Raw genomic sequence first — 13,949 nt, 5'->3', positions numbered from 1 at the left:
GAACCCATCCCGCCAGCCCCGCAAGGCGAAAGGATGACGCCGCGTCCTCCCGGCCCGGTCCGGGCGCCTCACATGTTCGGGTAGTTCGGCCCGCCGGGCCCCTCCGGGGTCACCCAGTCGATGTTCTGGTTCGGATCCTTGATGTCGCAGGTCTTGCAGTGGACGCAGTTCTGCGCGTTGATCTGGTAGCGCACCCCGTCGCTCGCGGCGGAATCCGCCACCCACTCGTAGACGCCCGCCGGGCAGTAGCGGCCGGACGGCCCGCCATAGACGTCGTGCTCGGAGCGCTTCTGCAGCTCCAGGTCGCGGACCTTGAGGTGCGGCGGCTGGTCTTCCTCGTGGTTGGTGTTCGACAGGTAGACCGAGGAGAGCCGGTCGAAGGTCAGCTTGCCGTCGGGCTTCGGGTAGACGATCGGCGTCACCTCGGAGAGGGGCTTGAGGCAGGCGTGGTCGGGCTTGCCGTGCTTGAGCGTGCCGAACGGCGAGGCGCCGAAGATGCTCGTCGCCCACATGTCGATCCCGCCGAGGCCGACGCCCACCAGCGTGCCGTACTTGGACCAGAGCGGCTTGACGTTGCGCACCGCCTTCAGGTCCTGCCCGATCGGACTGTCGCGCCAGCCGGCCTCGTAGGCGGTGAGCTCGTCCCCGGCGCGGCCCGCCTTCAGGGCGTCCGCGATGGCGTCGGCCGCCTGCATCCCGGAGAGCACCGCGTTGTGCGAGCCCTTGATCCGCGGCACGTTGACGAAGCCCGCCGAGCAGCCGACCAGGCAGCCGCCGGGGAAGACCAGCTTCGGCACCGATTGCCAGCCGCCCTCCATGATGGCGCGCGCGCCGTAGCCGATGCGCTTGGCGCCCTCGAAGGTCTCGGCGATCAGCGGATGGGTCTTGAAGCGCTGGAACTCCTCGAACGGCGACAGGGTCGGGTTCTCGTAGTTCAGGTGCGTGACGAAGCCGACCGAGAGCAGGTTGTCGTCGAAATGGTAGAGCCAGGAGCCGCCGCCGGCCTTGTTGGGCAGCGGCCAGCCCATGGTGTGGCGCACGAGCCCAGGCTCGAACTTGCCCGGCGCGAGCTGCCAGAGCTCCTTCACGCCGAGCCCGTATTTGAAGTGGTCGCTGTGCCGGTTGAGCGAGAAGCGCTGGATCAGGCCCTTGGTCAGGTTGCCCCGGGCGCCCTCGCCGAACACCGTGTACTTGGCGCGCAGCTCCATGCCGCGGGTGTAGTCCTCGCGCGGCGCGCCGGACTTGCCGATCCCGAGATCGCCCGTGGCGATGCCCGCCACCGCGCCCTTGTCGTCGAACAGCACCTCGGAGGCCGGGAAGCCCGGATAGATCTCGACGCCGAGCGCCTCGGCCTGCGCGCCCAGGTACTTGCAGACGTTGGAGAGCGAGCCGACGAAATTGCCGTGGTTCGACATGAGCTTGGGGAAGAACAGGTTCGGCAGGGTGATGCCGCTGTTCTTGGTGAGCATCATGAACTCGTCGCGCTGAACTTCCGTCTTGAGCGGCCGCTCCGGGTCCTGGCGCCATTCGGGCAGGAGCCGGTCGAGGCCGATCGGGTCGATCACCGCGCCGGAGAGGATATGGGCGCCGACCTCGGAGCCCTTCTCGACGACGACGACGCTGATCTCCTCGCCGATCTCGGCGGCGCGCTGCTTCAGGCGGATCGCGGTGGCGAGGCCGGCCGGGCCGGCGCCCACCACGACCACGTCGAAATCCATGCTCTCGCGTTCGGGCAGCGCCATCCTCGCCTCTCCTTTTCTTTTTCCAGTCTTCTTCCAGCCCCCGATCCGCGGTGGGCCGGCATCCCTGCTGCCGTCTCAAGCGATTCCAAGCTGGAAAGGCAAGTTGCCGAAGATCCGGCTTAAGGCAAAGTTCCCTTTGCCGCACGGGGCGGTACATGTGACGGGTGCCGGACGATCCCACCCCGTCCGCAACCCGGCATGCCGGTCAGAGGGCGGGTGGGGCGGGGCCCGCGGGATCGCGCTGTTCCGTCACGCAAGACCTTGCCCGGCCGGCGGGTTTCGAGAGTTGTCCACAGGCCGCGGCGTTCCCACATGCTCCTCTCCATGCCGAGCCCCAACGACGCGCAAGCCGATCTGATCGCCTATCTCGACTTCCACGTGGAGGCCGGTGCCGACGCGGTTCTGGACGAGCGGCCGCACGACCGGTTCAGCGAGGCGGATGCGCCGGCGCCGACCCTGCGCGCACCGCGCCGGGCCCCCGACCCGCCCGCCGGCCCGACCGCCGGCAGCCTCGTGCCGCCCCCGGTTCGCCGCCGCCCGCCGCGCCGTCGCGGACCTTCGGCCGCGCCGCCAGCGCCCAGCCCGACGAAGCCGCGAGCGACGCCCGCGCGCCCGGGCGCGGCAGGCGAAGACCCTGGACGAACTGGAGCGGATCCTCGCCGATTTCGACGCCTGCCCGCTGCGCTTCACCGCCAAGAACCTCGTCTTCGCCGACGGCAATCCCAAGGCGCGGGTGATGTTTCTCGGCGAGGCGCCCGGCGCCGACGAGGACCGGATCGGCAAGCCGTTCATGGGCCGCTCGGGCCAGCTCCTCGACAAGATGATGAAGGCGATCGGGCTCGACCGGACCAGCGCCTACGTCGCCAACATCGTGCCCTGGCGCCCGCCGGGCAACCGCAACCCGACGCCCCAGGAGGTTGCGGTGTGCCGGCCCTTCGTGGAGCGCCAGATCGAGCTGGTCGATCCGGACCTCATCGTCTGCCTCGGCGCGCCCGCGACCCAGACGCTGACCGGCACGAAGGATGGCATCCTGCGGACCCGCGGCCGACTGTTCCCCTACAAGCTGCCCAACCGCGAGGTGAAGCTGCTCGCCACCCTCCACCCGGCCTTCCTGCTGCGCCAGCCGGTACAGAAGCGTCTCGCATGGCGGGATTTCCGATCCCTGCGCGCCCTTCTCGACGGGAAAGCTTGACCACGTGGGCGGAACCGGGTCTCCCCTCCCGCCATTAGAGCTTCGTTCCCGCCGCTGGTCCACCGTCGGCCGGACATAGCGACGCATAGCAAACCGTGGGCTGCCCGAGGCGGCCGGCGCAGCATTGATGGCGGGACCCAACCATGCGCTGGGAAGATCTACGCAGCTCCGACAACGTCGAGGATCGCCGGGGCGAGGGCGGCGGCGGCGGCGGCATGGGCTTTCCCGGCGGCGGCGCCGGCGGGCTCGGCATCGGCACCATCGTGGTGCTGCTGATCATCAGCTATTTCACCGGCATCAACCCGGCGATCCTGATCGGCGGCGCCGAGCGGATCGGCGGCGGGCGCGGCCAGCAGGAGCAGCAGGTCGATCCGCAGACCCAGGCCAAGCGGCGGCAGGCGCCGACGGACGAGAGCGGCCGGTTCGCCTCGAAGATCCTCGGCAACACCGAGGACGTCTGGAGCCAGATCCTGCCGCAGCAGACCGGCAAGCAGTACACGCCGACGACCCTGGTGCTGTACACCGGCGGCACCCGCTCGGGCTGCGGCTCGGCCCAGGCGGCGATGGGCCCGTTCTACTGCCCCCTCGACAAGAAGGTCTATCTCGACACGGGCTTCTTCAAGGAGATGGCGTCGAAGTTCGGCGTGAAGGGCGATTTCGCCTACGCCTACGTCATCGCCCACGAGGTCGGCCACCACGTCCAGGACGTGCTCGGCATCCTCGGCAAGGTCCAGGCGCGCCAGCAGCAGGCGTCCAGCAAGACCGAGGCGAACGCCCTCTCGGTGCGGATCGAGCTGATGGCCGACTGCCTCGCCGGCGTCTGGGCCAAGAACTCCAACGACAAGTACGCCGAGCTGGAGCAGGGCGACATCGACGAGGCCCTGAACGCCGCCGCCCAGATCGGCGACGACGCCCTGCAGCAGCGCTCGAAGGGCTACGTGGTGCCGGATTCCTTCACCCACGGCTCCTCGGCCCAGCGCCAGCGCTGGTTCAAGGCCGGCTACAAGAGCGGCCAGACCAAGGCCTGCGACACGTTCCGGACGGCGAACAACTGAGGTGTGCGGCGGGGCGGAGAGCCTCGTCCGGACCTGACATACGCCCTCCCTCCCCTCTTCGCGGGGGAGGGAGACGCGCTCCGCTCGACTTCACCCCCGGCTCAGGCGCCGGGCATTGGCCTGGACCTTCCGCCGGTAGCTGCGGATCACCTTGCCGTTCGAGGCCCCCGCGGCGAGCATCAGAGCCGCCTCGCCGGCGGCCAGCATCTTCTCGGTCACCATGAGCTGCGCCTCGACCTGCGCGGCCGGCCCCCCGAGGGCGAACATCGCCATCCGCTGGGCGATCACGCCCTGAGCCTCCAGGCCGAGCATGGCCATGTCGAGGCTCGTCGTCCACCAACCGCAAAACATCATCGTCCTCAAAGGCGTCCGCCACGGCCAAGCCCGGCACCATACGCCGGAGCGGCGGCTGGAGCGGCAGGGAAACGACTTCTCTATTCGGGGTTCATCGGTCAACGCCCTTTCGTGCGCATCCTGGTTCGACGCGTGATCGGCCCTGTGGAGCTCTTGCTTCTCTCCGAGGTCGGCGAGCGCCGCCTCATGATGGGGTTAGAGGGAGTGGGCGGATCCATCTAAGCCGCGCGCCCGGCAGAACCGACGCTCGAGTTTCCTCGGTCTCACCCGCTCCCATCGTCCCCACAGGGACCTCCTCCACGCCGGAGGAGCTCGGTGTTACGTGATGCTGATCCGTAAGCTTCAGGCCGCCGTCGCGGCTTCGGTCGACCAGCGGAAATCCTTCTCGTCGCGCCACATCCGATGCAGCACGATCGCCAGCTTGCGGGCGACGGCCACGAGGGCCTTCTGCATGCCTCTGCGCTTGGCCACAGCCAGCCCCCAGACCTTCAGCGAGGACCATCGAACCCGAGGGCCAGTCAGCAGCACGAGCGCGGCCTCATACAGTGCGGCGCGCATCATCGTGTCGCCGCACTTCGAGACTCGGCCGACCCGCTTCGTCTCGCCGGACTGGTAGAGCCGCGGCGTCAGACCATAATGCGCCCCGACGCATTGCGATCGTCCGAAGCGGGCTGGGTTGTCGACGCAGGTACGGTAGGTCAACGCCACGACCGGCCCGACGCCGGGCGCGGTCATCAAGCGCCGGCAGACCGGGTCGGTGCGGACCTGGTCCAGCAGCATTTTGTGCAGCTTGGCCAGTTGGGTCCGCAGCGCCGAGCGCGCCTCCAGCAGCGGCAGGACCACGGCCGCGACGAAGGGCAGATCGAGCACGAGGTCGCGTACGCGCTGCTCGAAACCGGCAGCCCCCACGACACCGACTTTGAGGCCGAAGTTGCGCAGTTGGCCGCGCAGGTCGCTCTCGATGTCGTAAGCCTTGCGCTGAAGCAGCTTGCGCGAGGTCAGGAGCAGGCGGCGTTGCTGGCTGGCCGGCGTTTTGACGTGGACCGGCTTGAACAGGCCGACCCGCATCATCTGGGCTATGCCCATCGCGTCGTTGCGGTCGGTCTTGTTGATGCGGGCCGAGAGGGCCGCATGCATGTGGCGGGTCTCGACGCAGATCGCCGGCAGTCCGGCTTCGACCAGGCCGGCGTAGAGCCACGGTGAGAGCGGTCCCGCCTCCAGGCCGACACGCGCGTAGCTGTGGCCGAGGTCGATCAGGTGCCGGCCGATCACCTCGGGATGGCTTCTCTATTCGGGGTTCATCGGTCAACGCCCTTTCGTGCGCATCCTGGTTCGACGCGTGATCGGCCCTGTGGAGCTCTTGCTTCTCTCCGAGGTCGGCGAGCGCCGCCTCATGATGGGGTTAGAGGGAGTGGGCGGATCCATCTAAGCCGCGCGCCCGGCAGAACCGACGCTCGAGTTTCCTCGGTCTCACCCGCTCCCATCGTCCCCACAGGGACCTCCTCCACGCCGGAGGAGCTCGGTGTTACGTGATGCTGATCCGTAAGCTTCAGGCCGCCGTCGCGGCTTCGGTCGACCAGCGGAAATCCTTCTCGTCGCGCCACATCCGATGCAGCACGATCGCCAGCTTGCGGGCGACGGCCACGAGGGCCTTCTGCATGCCTCTGCGCTTGGCCACAGCCAGCCCCCAGACCTTCAGCGAGGACCATCGAACCCGAGGGCCAGTCAGCAGCACGAGCGCGGCCTCATACAGTGCGGCGCGCATCATCGTGTCGCCGCACTTCGAGACTCGGCCGACCCGCTTCGTCTCGCCGGACTGGTAGAGCCGCGGCGTCAGACCATAATGCGCCCCGACGCATTGCGATCGTCCGAAGCGGGCTGGGTTGTCGACGCAGGTACGGTAGGTCAACGCCACGACCGGCCCGACGCCGGGCGCGGTCATCAAGCGCCGGCAGACCGGGTCGGTGCGGACCTGGTCCAGCAGCATTTTGTGCAGCTTGGCCAGTTGGGTCCGCAGCGCCGAGCGCGCCTCCAGCAGCGGCAGGACCACGGCCGCGACGAAGGGCAGATCGAGCACGAGGTCGCGTACGCGCTGCTCGAAACCGGCAGCCCCCACGACACCGACTTTGAGGCCGAAGTTGCGCAGTTGGCCGCGCAGGTCGCTCTCGATGTCGTAAGCCTTGCGCTGAAGCAGCTTGCGCGAGGTCAGGAGCAGGCGGCGTTGCTGGCTGGCCGGCGTTTTGACGTGGACCGGCTTGAACAGGCCGACCCGCATCATCTGGGCTATGCCCATCGCGTCGTTGCGGTCGGTCTTGTTGATGCGGGCCGAGAGGGCCGCATGCATGTGGCGGGTCTCGACGCAGATCGCCGGCAGTCCGGCTTCGACCAGGCCGGCGTAGAGCCACGGTGAGAGCGGTCCCGCCTCCAGGCCGACACGCGCGTAGCTGTGGCCGAGGTCGATCAGGTGCCGGCCGATCACCTCGGGATGGCTTCTCTATTCGGGGTTCATCGGTCAACGCCCTTTCGTGCGCATCCTGGTTCGACGCGTGATCGGCCCTGTGGAGCTCTTGCTTCTCTCCGAGGTCGGCGAGCGCCGCCTCATGATGGGGTTAGAGGGAGTGGGCGGATCCATCTAAGCCGCGCGCCCGGCAGAACCGACGCTCGAGTTTCCTCGGTCTCACCCGCTCCCATCGTCCCCACAGGGACCTCCTCCACGCCGGAGGAGCTCGGTGTTACGTGATGCTGATCCGTAAGCTTCAGGCCGCCGTCGCGGCTTCGGTCGACCAGCGGAAATCCTTCTCGTCGCGCCACATCCGATGCAGCACGATCGCCAGCTTGCGGGCGACGGCCACGAGGGCCTTCTGCATGCCTCTGCGCTTGGCCACAGCCAGCCCCCAGACCTTCAGCGAGGACCATCGAACCCGAGGGCCAGTCAGCAGCACGAGCGCGGCCTCATACAGTGCGGCGCGCATCATCGTGTCGCCGCACTTCGAGACTCGGCCGACCCGCTTCGTCTCGCCGGACTGGTAGAGCCGCGGCGTCAGACCATAATGCGCCCCGACGCATTGCGATCGTCCGAAGCGGGCTGGGTTGTCGACGCAGGTACGGTAGGTCAACGCCACGACCGGCCCGACGCCGGGCGCGGTCATCAAGCGCCGGCAGACCGGGTCGGTGCGGACCTGGTCCAGCAGCATTTTGTGCAGCTTGGCCAGTTGGGTCCGCAGCGCCGAGCGCGCCTCCAGCAGCGGCAGGACCACGGCCGCGACGAAGGGCAGATCGAGCACGAGGTCGCGTACGCGCTGCTCGAAACCGGCAGCCCCCACGACACCGACTTTGAGGCCGAAGTTGCGCAGTTGGCCGCGCAGGTCGCTCTCGATGTCGTAAGCCTTGCGCTGAAGCAGCTTGCGCGAGGTCAGGAGCAGGCGGCGTTGCTGGCTGGCCGGCGTTTTGACGTGGACCGGCTTGAACAGGCCGACCCGCATCATCTGGGCTATGCCCATCGCGTCGTTGCGGTCGGTCTTGTTGATGCGGGCCGAGAGGGCCGCATGCATGTGGCGGGTCTCGACGCAGATCGCCGGCAGTCCGGCTTCGACCAGGCCGGCGTAGAGCCACGGTGAGAGCGGTCCCGCCTCCAGGCCGACACGCGCGTAGCTGTGGCCGAGGTCGATCAGGTGCCGGCCGATCACCTCGGGATGGCTCTCGACGGTGGCCCGGTGCACGACCTTACCATGGGGATCGACGATGCAGATTGCGGTCTCCTTCACGGAGACATCGAGGCCGACGTGGTGCTGCTCGCTCATGGTGGGGCTCCGGGATTGGATCGAAGCGCCATCATGCCGCCGCTTCCGCCGCGCGAGGCACCCCGAATACCCCATCTTAGCTCGCAGAATCGGGCAGAAAAGGCGTCCGGCGATCGGATGACGGTCACGGTTGCGCGCCATGCAGGGCCCAGCGGCCGCGCCCGTCTTTGCGCCGTCTCGATCGATGCCGTAAGCGCCCCGGAGCCCCATTCCCGGACACCGCGCCCGCACTTCATGATTCGCCTGGACAAGATCACCAAGCAGAACGGGCGGCAGCTCGTCTTCATCGAGGCCTCGGCCGCCCTGCAGCGGGGCGAGAAGGTCGGGCTGGTCGGCCCGAACGGGGCCGGCAAGACCACCCTGTTCCGGATGATCATCGGCCAGGAGCAGCCCGACGAGGGGCAGGTCGCCGCCGACCGGGGCATCACGATCGGCTATTTCAGCCAGGATGTCGGCGAGATGTCCGGCCGCAGCGTCGTCACCGAGGTGATGGACGGCGCCGGCCCCGTGAGCGCGGTGGCGGCCGAGCTCGCCGAGCTCGGCGCGGCCCTCGCCGACCCGGAGCGGGCGGACGAGATGGACGCCCTGATCGAGCGCTACGGCGAGGTCCAGGCCCGGTTCGAGGAGCTCGACGGCTACGCCCTGGAGGGCCGCGCACGGGAGGTGCTCGACGGCCTCAGCTTCAGCCAGGAGATGATGGACGGGGATGTCGGCGCCCTCTCGGGCGGCTGGAAGATGCGCGTGGCGCTGGCCCGCATCCTGCTGATGCGCCCGGACGTGATGCTCCTCGACGAGCCGTCCAACCACCTCGACCTCGAGAGCCTGATCTGGCTCGAATCCTTCCTGAAGGCCTATGACGGCGCCCTGCTGATGACCTCGCACGACCGCGAGTTCATGAACCGCATCGTCACCAAGGTCATCGAGATCGACGGCGGCGCGCTCACCACCTTCTCGGGCGACTTCGCCTTCTACGAGGGCCAGCGGAAGCTGAACGAGGCGCAGCAGCAGGCGCAGTTCGAGCGCCAGCAGGCCATGCTGGCCAAGGAGATCGCCTTCATCGAGCGGTTCAAGGCCCGGGCCTCCCACGCCGCCCAGGTGCAGAGCCGGGTGAAGAAGCTCGACAAGATCGAGCGCGTGGAGCCGCCCCGGCGGCGGCAATCGGTGGCCTTCGAATTCCAGCCGGCGCCGCGCTCGGGCGACGACGTCGTGATGCTCAAAGGCGTGCACAAGCGCTACGGCAGCCGCACGATCTACGAGGGCCTCGACTTCTCGGTGCGGCGCCGGGAGCGCTGGTGCGTGATGGGCATCAACGGCGCCGGCAAGTCGACGCTCCTGAAGCTCGTGACCGGCACCACCGCACCGGATGACGGCTCGGTCACGGTGGGCGGCAGCGTCAAGCTCGGCTACTTCGCCCAGCACGCCATGGACCTGCTCGACGGCGACCGCACCGTGTTCCAGACCCTGGAGGAGGCCTTCCCGCAGGCCGGACAGGGCTCGCTGCGGGCGCTGGCCGGCTGCTTCGGCTTCTCGGGGGACGATGTCGAGAAGCGCTGCCGGGTTCTCTCGGGGGGCGAGAAGGCCCGGCTGGTCATGGCGCTGATGCTCTACGATCCGCCGAACTTCCTGGTGCTCGACGAGCCGACCAACCACCTCGACATGGGCACCAAGGAGATGCTGATCGAGGCGCTGGCCAACTACGAGGGGACGATGCTGTTCGTCTCCCACGACCGGCACTTCCTGGCCGCACTCTCGAACCGGGTGCTGGAGGTGACCCCGGAGGGCATCCACCAGTATGGCGGCGGCTACACCGAATACGTGGCCCGCACCGGCCAGGAGGCGCCGGGCCTGCGGAGCTGACGGGCGCGGACGGACCCCGTCCCGGTGCGGTGCGACCGGCGCGCCGCTATCCCCCCGGGAGGCCCCACGCTAGGCTGCGCCGAAACGGCCCCGGGTGAGATGCCGTGCGACGCCTGCTGAAGTTCCTCCACACGATGGGATCCGCCGGGCTGCTGGGGGCGATGGCGTCCCTGGTGGTCATGCTGAGCCTCGCGCCCGCGCCATCCGCCCTGGCGGGATACGCGGCGATGCGGGGCGCGATGGGGGCCGTGGCCACCTGGATCTTCCTGCCCGCCCTGGCGGTGACGCTGATGTCCGGCCTGCTGGCGATGGCCCTGAACCGCGCCTTTCTGAACGCCGGCTGGGCATGGCTCAAGCTCGCCACCGGGGTCCTGATGTTCGAGGGCGGCCTGGTCTACGTGCAGGGACCGATGAAGCAGGAGGCGGAGCAGAGCGCCCGGGCGCTGGCCGGCCTCGTCGATCCCGCCGTGCTGGCCGTGTCGCTCCCCGGCGAACGCGGAACCCTCTGGGTGCTGCTGGCGGTCGCGACCGCGAATGTCGCGCTCGGAATCTGGCGGCCCCGGATCCTGCGGATCCCCCAGTAGGCGCGCCGCATCCGCCGATCATCCCGGTCCCAGCGCGGCACGACCGGCGACGAAACCGGGAAAGCCGCGCCGAATGCCGCTTTGAGTTGCCGGCTATAGAACTACTTTCCGATGCAGAAGCCGCTGAACAACCGATCGAGCACATCCTCGACGCCGACATGACCCGCGACCTCGCCCAGCGCCCGGACGGCGAGACGCAGATCCTCCGCGGCGAGCTCCGGCAATCCGCCCGTGCCTTCGAGCAGGCGGTCGAGATGGCCCACGCAGGCTTCGAGCGCCGCCCTGTGCCGGGCCCTGGTGATCAGCGCATCGCCGGTGCCGAGACCGGATTCGGCCGCAGCCTGGATGGCATCCAGCAACCGCGCCATTCCGGCGCCCGTGCGGGCCGAAACGGCCGGACCGTCCGACTCCCGTTCCGTTTCTGAGCCGGCAAACAGATCGGCCTTCGTGCGGACCTTCAGGATCGGAGTGCGGGTCGGCCCGAGCTCCGGAACCGCCCCGTCTGGGGGCACCAGGGCGATCACCAGATCGGCGCTGTCGATCCGCGCCCGCGTCCGCACGATCCCCTCCGCCTCGATCGGCTCCGCGGTCTCCCGGAGCCCGGCCGTGTCGACCAGCAGGACGGGCAGGCCGCCGAGGTCGAGCCGCACCTCGATGGCGTCGCGGGTCGTTCCCGGACGGTCCGAGACGATCGCCACGTCCCGTCGGCTGAGGGCATTGAGCAGGGTCGACTTGCCGCTGTTGGGTGCCCCGGCCAGCACCACCGTGAAGCCCTCGCGGAGACGCTCGCCCCTCTGCCCGTCGCGCAGGGTCCCGGCGATCGCGTCGCGAAGCCGCGCGGCGCGGCCGAACAAGGCGGCGTCGAGCCCGGCATCGTCCACGTCGCCCTCGTCGGCGAAATCCAGCGCCGCCTCCGCGGCGGCGAGGCAATCGACCGCTTCCGCCCGCCACGCGGCCACTTGCCGGCTGAGGGCGCCGTCGAGCTGACGGAGGGCCTGCCGGCGCTGGCCCTCGGTCTCGGCATCGATCAGATCGGCGACGGCTTCGGCCGCGGCGAGATCCATCCGGCCGTTGAGGACCGCCCGACGGGTGAAGGCGCCGGGCTCGGCCGTGCGGCACCCGGGAAACCGGGCAAGCGTGGCGAGAACGCCCATCCGCACCGCCGCACCGCCATGGAGGTGCAGCTCGGCCATGTCCTCGCCGCTATACGTGTCCGGCCCCGGAAACCAGGCCACCAGAGCCTGATCGAGTTCGGTGCCGTCGGCCGGATCGCGCAGGCTTCGCAGGGACAGCCGGCGGGGTGGCGGCAGGCTCCCGCAAAGGGCGACGAGCACGTCGCGCGCGGCCGGGCCGCTGATGCGGATCACCGCGACGGCTGCGCGGCCGAAGCCGCTGGCCGGTGCGAAGAGGGTCTCGGCTTGGGTCATGATCCGGCAGAGTCGTGCGGAGGGGCAGAGTTTCACGTGAAACAGGTGCGGGTGCCCTATACCATTCCGGCGTCGCGGTGCCGCGCCGGGTTGCGGTGTCGCGCCCTCGAACCCAGATGCGCCATGCTCGTCACGACCCGCCGCACCGTCAGCCTCGGCCTGCTCGCCGCGCCCTTCGCCCTGCCCCTGCGGGCCGCCGAGGCTGAGCCGGACTGGGGCGCCCTCGAGCGTCGGCTCGACGGTCGCCTCGGCATCGCGGCCGCCACGGCGGACCGCGTCCTCGCCGCCTATCGCGCGGACGCGCGCTTTCCGATGTGCAGCACCTTCAAGGTGCTGGCGGTGGCGGCGGTGCTGGCGCGGGTCGATACCGGCCGCGAGACCCTCGACCGGATCGTCGCCTACAGTTCCGGCGACCTGCTGAGCTACGCGCCGGTGACCCGGAAGGCCCTGGAGGCCGGTGCCGGGACAGGGCAGATGACCGTCTCGGATCTCTGCGCGGCCGCGATCGTGTGGAGCGACAACAGCGCCGCCAATCTGCTCCTGGCGAGCCTCGGCGGCCCCGAGGCGCTGACCGCATGGCTGCGCGACACCGGTGACCCCGTCACCCGCCTCGACCGGACGGAGCCCACCCTCAACACGGCGCTCCCCGGTGACCCGCGCGACACGACCACGCCGGACGCCATGCGGGCGAGCCTGGGCCGGATCCTCCTGGGCACCGTCCTGTCGCCGGCGTCGCGCGGCCGGCTGGAAGCCTGGATGATCGCCTGCGAGACCGGGCGCAAGCGCCTGCGAGCTGGGCTGCCGCCCGACTGGATCGTGGGCGACAAGACAGGCAGCGGCGACAACGGCTCGGTCAACGACATCGCGATCCTGCGGCCGCCGGGGCGTGCACCGGTTGTCGTGGCGGTCTACGTCACCGGCTCGACGGCGTCCGCGGAGACCTACGCGGCGGCCTACGCGGAAATCGGCCGGCTCATCGCCGCGCGAGCACAGGCAGCCTGACCGGACGACCCATGAAGACCCCCGCCAAGACCACCCGCGCGACGCTCGCCCTGGACAAGGCCGGGATCCGCCACAGCCTCCACGTCTATGCGTACGATCCGGACGCCCCGCGCATCGGCCTGCAGGCTGCGGAGGCGCTCGGGGTCGCGCCCGGACGGATCCTGAAGACCCTGATGGCGGCCGTGGACGGACGGACGATCTGCCTGCTCGTGGCCTCCGACAAGGAGGTGTCGATGAAGCGGGTCGCCGCCGCCTTCTCGGGCAAGGCGGCGGCCATGCTCAAGCCCGCCGATGCCGAGCGGCTGACCGGCTACCATGTCGGCGGCATCAGTCCCCTGGGGCAGAAGCGGCCCGTCCCGACGGCGATCGATGCCGGATCGCTGACCGACCCGGCGGCCGAGATCCACGTGAACGGGGGCGGTCGGGGCTTGCAGATCCGCCTGACCGAAGGCGATCTCGTCGGCGCCCTGAAGGCCCTCGTCGTACCGCTCACGTGAGCGCGCGGTAATCATCCGTTTACCCTGCCGCCCCACGGTGACGCCTTCCGGCGGAGACGGGTACGGCATGCGGAAGACGGGACGAAGGGCGATGACGGCGCTCGGATTCGTCCTGCTGCTCGCGGGATCGGCCCGCGGGGCGGATCTCGACATCCGTGGAACCGCCGAGAGGGGTGTGGGGGCCAGCCCGCGCTTCTTCCCGCGCAACGACGGGCTCGATCGCCGCCCGGTCTACGCCGTCCGGTCCCGTCCCGTGCCGGTGGGCTGCACGCCCCGCCGGGTGCCGGTGCCCACCAACGCGCCGGACGATCCGAGCTATGTCGGCTCCGAGTACGGCCTGGGGCATCCGAGCTATTACGGCTTCACGCCGCCGCCCGGCGTGGACGATCCCTTCGGCCGCTCCCTCCTGCCCTACTGCCCCTGACGCCGAAACACGCGC

12 protein-coding genes and 2 pseudogenes are annotated in these 13,949 nt (G+C 69.7%); 8 read left to right on the top strand and 6 right to left on the bottom strand.

Going from position 1 to position 13,949, the window contains the following annotated elements; translation table 11 throughout:
* Positions 1-68: 68 nt before the first annotated feature.
* The gene (locus tag PQI07_RS11360) at positions 69-1,742 is read right to left on the bottom strand and encodes an electron transfer flavoprotein-ubiquinone oxidoreductase (protein ID WP_043353371.1); all 1,674 of its coding nucleotides are present in this window, start codon (positions 1,740-1,742) and stop codon (positions 69-71) included.
* A 439-nt stretch (positions 1,743-2,181) separates the two neighbouring features.
* Here PQI07_RS11360 and PQI07_RS11355 point away from each other — a divergent pair, with 439 nt between their 5' ends.
* Both PQI07_RS11355 and ypfJ read left to right on the top strand, forming a co-directional pair.
* The gene (locus PQI07_RS11355) at positions 2,182-2,934 is read left to right on the top strand and encodes a uracil-DNA glycosylase (protein ID WP_446720946.1); all 753 of its coding nucleotides are present in this window, start codon (positions 2,182-2,184) and stop codon (positions 2,932-2,934) included.
* A 143-nt stretch (positions 2,935-3,077) separates the two neighbouring features.
* Positions 3,078-3,989: a KPN_02809 family neutral zinc metallopeptidase gene (ypfJ, locus tag PQI07_RS11350; RefSeq protein ID WP_043384038.1), complete on the top strand. Its 912-nt coding sequence runs from the start codon at positions 3,078-3,080 to the stop codon at positions 3,987-3,989.
* 90 nt (positions 3,990-4,079) lie between these two features.
* On the opposite strand, the gene PQI07_RS11345 is transcribed toward ypfJ, so the two are convergent.
* On the bottom strand, positions 4,080-4,340 hold the full coding sequence (locus PQI07_RS11345; protein ID WP_043384142.1) for a hypothetical protein: 261 nt from the start codon (positions 4,338-4,340) through the stop codon (positions 4,080-4,082).
* On the opposite strand from PQI07_RS11345, the gene PQI07_RS11340 reads away from it, so the two are divergent.
* Positions 4,306-4,479 carry a hypothetical protein gene (locus PQI07_RS11340; protein ID WP_274927771.1) on the top strand — a complete coding sequence of 58 codons (174 nt, stop codon included), beginning with the start codon at positions 4,306-4,308 and terminating at the stop codon, positions 4,477-4,479. The two genes, PQI07_RS11345 and PQI07_RS11340, sit on opposite strands and share 35 nt — an antisense overlap.
* Before the next feature lie 206 nt (positions 4,480-4,685).
* Here the strand turns inward: PQI07_RS11340 and PQI07_RS11335 are convergent.
* The 3 genes and pseudogenes from PQI07_RS11335 to PQI07_RS11325 form a co-directional block, all read right to left on the bottom strand.
* Positions 4,686-5,627, bottom strand: a pseudogene (locus tag PQI07_RS11335) (IS110 family RNA-guided transposase); the annotation flags it as partial.
* Between the two features lie 265 nt (positions 5,628-5,892).
* A pseudogene (locus PQI07_RS11330) lies at positions 5,893-6,834 on the bottom strand (IS110 family RNA-guided transposase); the annotation flags it as partial.
* A 265-nt stretch (positions 6,835-7,099) separates the two neighbouring features.
* Positions 7,100-8,143: an IS110 family RNA-guided transposase gene (locus PQI07_RS11325; protein WP_274926645.1), complete on the bottom strand. Its 1,044-nt coding sequence runs from the start codon at positions 8,141-8,143 to the stop codon at positions 7,100-7,102.
* A 234-nt stretch (positions 8,144-8,377) separates the two neighbouring features.
* Here PQI07_RS11325 and PQI07_RS11320 point away from each other — a divergent pair, with 234 nt between their 5' ends.
* Both PQI07_RS11320 and PQI07_RS11315 read left to right on the top strand, forming a co-directional pair.
* Entirely contained in the window at positions 8,378-10,000 is a 1,623-nt protein-coding gene (locus PQI07_RS11320; protein ID WP_053609608.1) for an ABC-F family ATP-binding cassette domain-containing protein, read from the top strand.
* Between the two features lie 104 nt (positions 10,001-10,104).
* Positions 10,105-10,584, top strand: coding sequence for a hypothetical protein (locus PQI07_RS11315; RefSeq protein WP_043356918.1), 480 nt, complete (start codon positions 10,105-10,107; stop codon positions 10,582-10,584).
* A 101-nt stretch (positions 10,585-10,685) separates the two neighbouring features.
* Here PQI07_RS11315 and mnmE read toward each other — a convergent pair whose 3' ends face one another.
* A complete protein-coding gene (gene mnmE, locus PQI07_RS11310; RefSeq protein WP_274926644.1) occupies positions 10,686-12,011 on the bottom strand; it encodes a tRNA uridine-5-carboxymethylaminomethyl(34) synthesis GTPase MnmE in 1,326 nt (441 codons plus the stop codon).
* 123 nt (positions 12,012-12,134) lie between these two features.
* On the opposite strand from mnmE, the gene bla reads away from it, so the two are divergent.
* The 3 genes from bla to PQI07_RS11295 all read left to right on the top strand — a co-directional run bounded on the left by bla (position 12,135) and on the right by PQI07_RS11295 (position 13,934).
* A complete protein-coding gene (gene bla, locus PQI07_RS11305) occupies positions 12,135-13,013 on the top strand; it encodes a class A beta-lactamase (protein WP_274926643.1) in 879 nt (292 codons plus the stop codon).
* A gap of 11 nt (positions 13,014-13,024) precedes the next feature.
* Positions 13,025-13,510 (top strand): YbaK/EbsC family protein, encoded by a 486-nt coding sequence (locus PQI07_RS11300; RefSeq protein WP_043356908.1) that lies wholly within the window; start codon positions 13,025-13,027, stop codon positions 13,508-13,510.
* Positions 13,511-13,577: 67 nt separating this feature from the next.
* The gene (locus PQI07_RS11295) at positions 13,578-13,934 is read left to right on the top strand and encodes a hypothetical protein (RefSeq protein ID WP_274926642.1); all 357 of its coding nucleotides are present in this window, start codon (positions 13,578-13,580) and stop codon (positions 13,932-13,934) included.
* Positions 13,935-13,949: the final 15 nt, after the last annotated feature.

This window comes from Methylobacterium sp. 092160098-2 (genome assembly GCF_028920805.1).
Lineage (GTDB): Bacteria > Pseudomonadota > Alphaproteobacteria > Rhizobiales > Beijerinckiaceae > Methylobacterium > Methylobacterium fujisawaense.
This window is presented reverse-complemented; position numbering and strand designations above follow the sequence as displayed.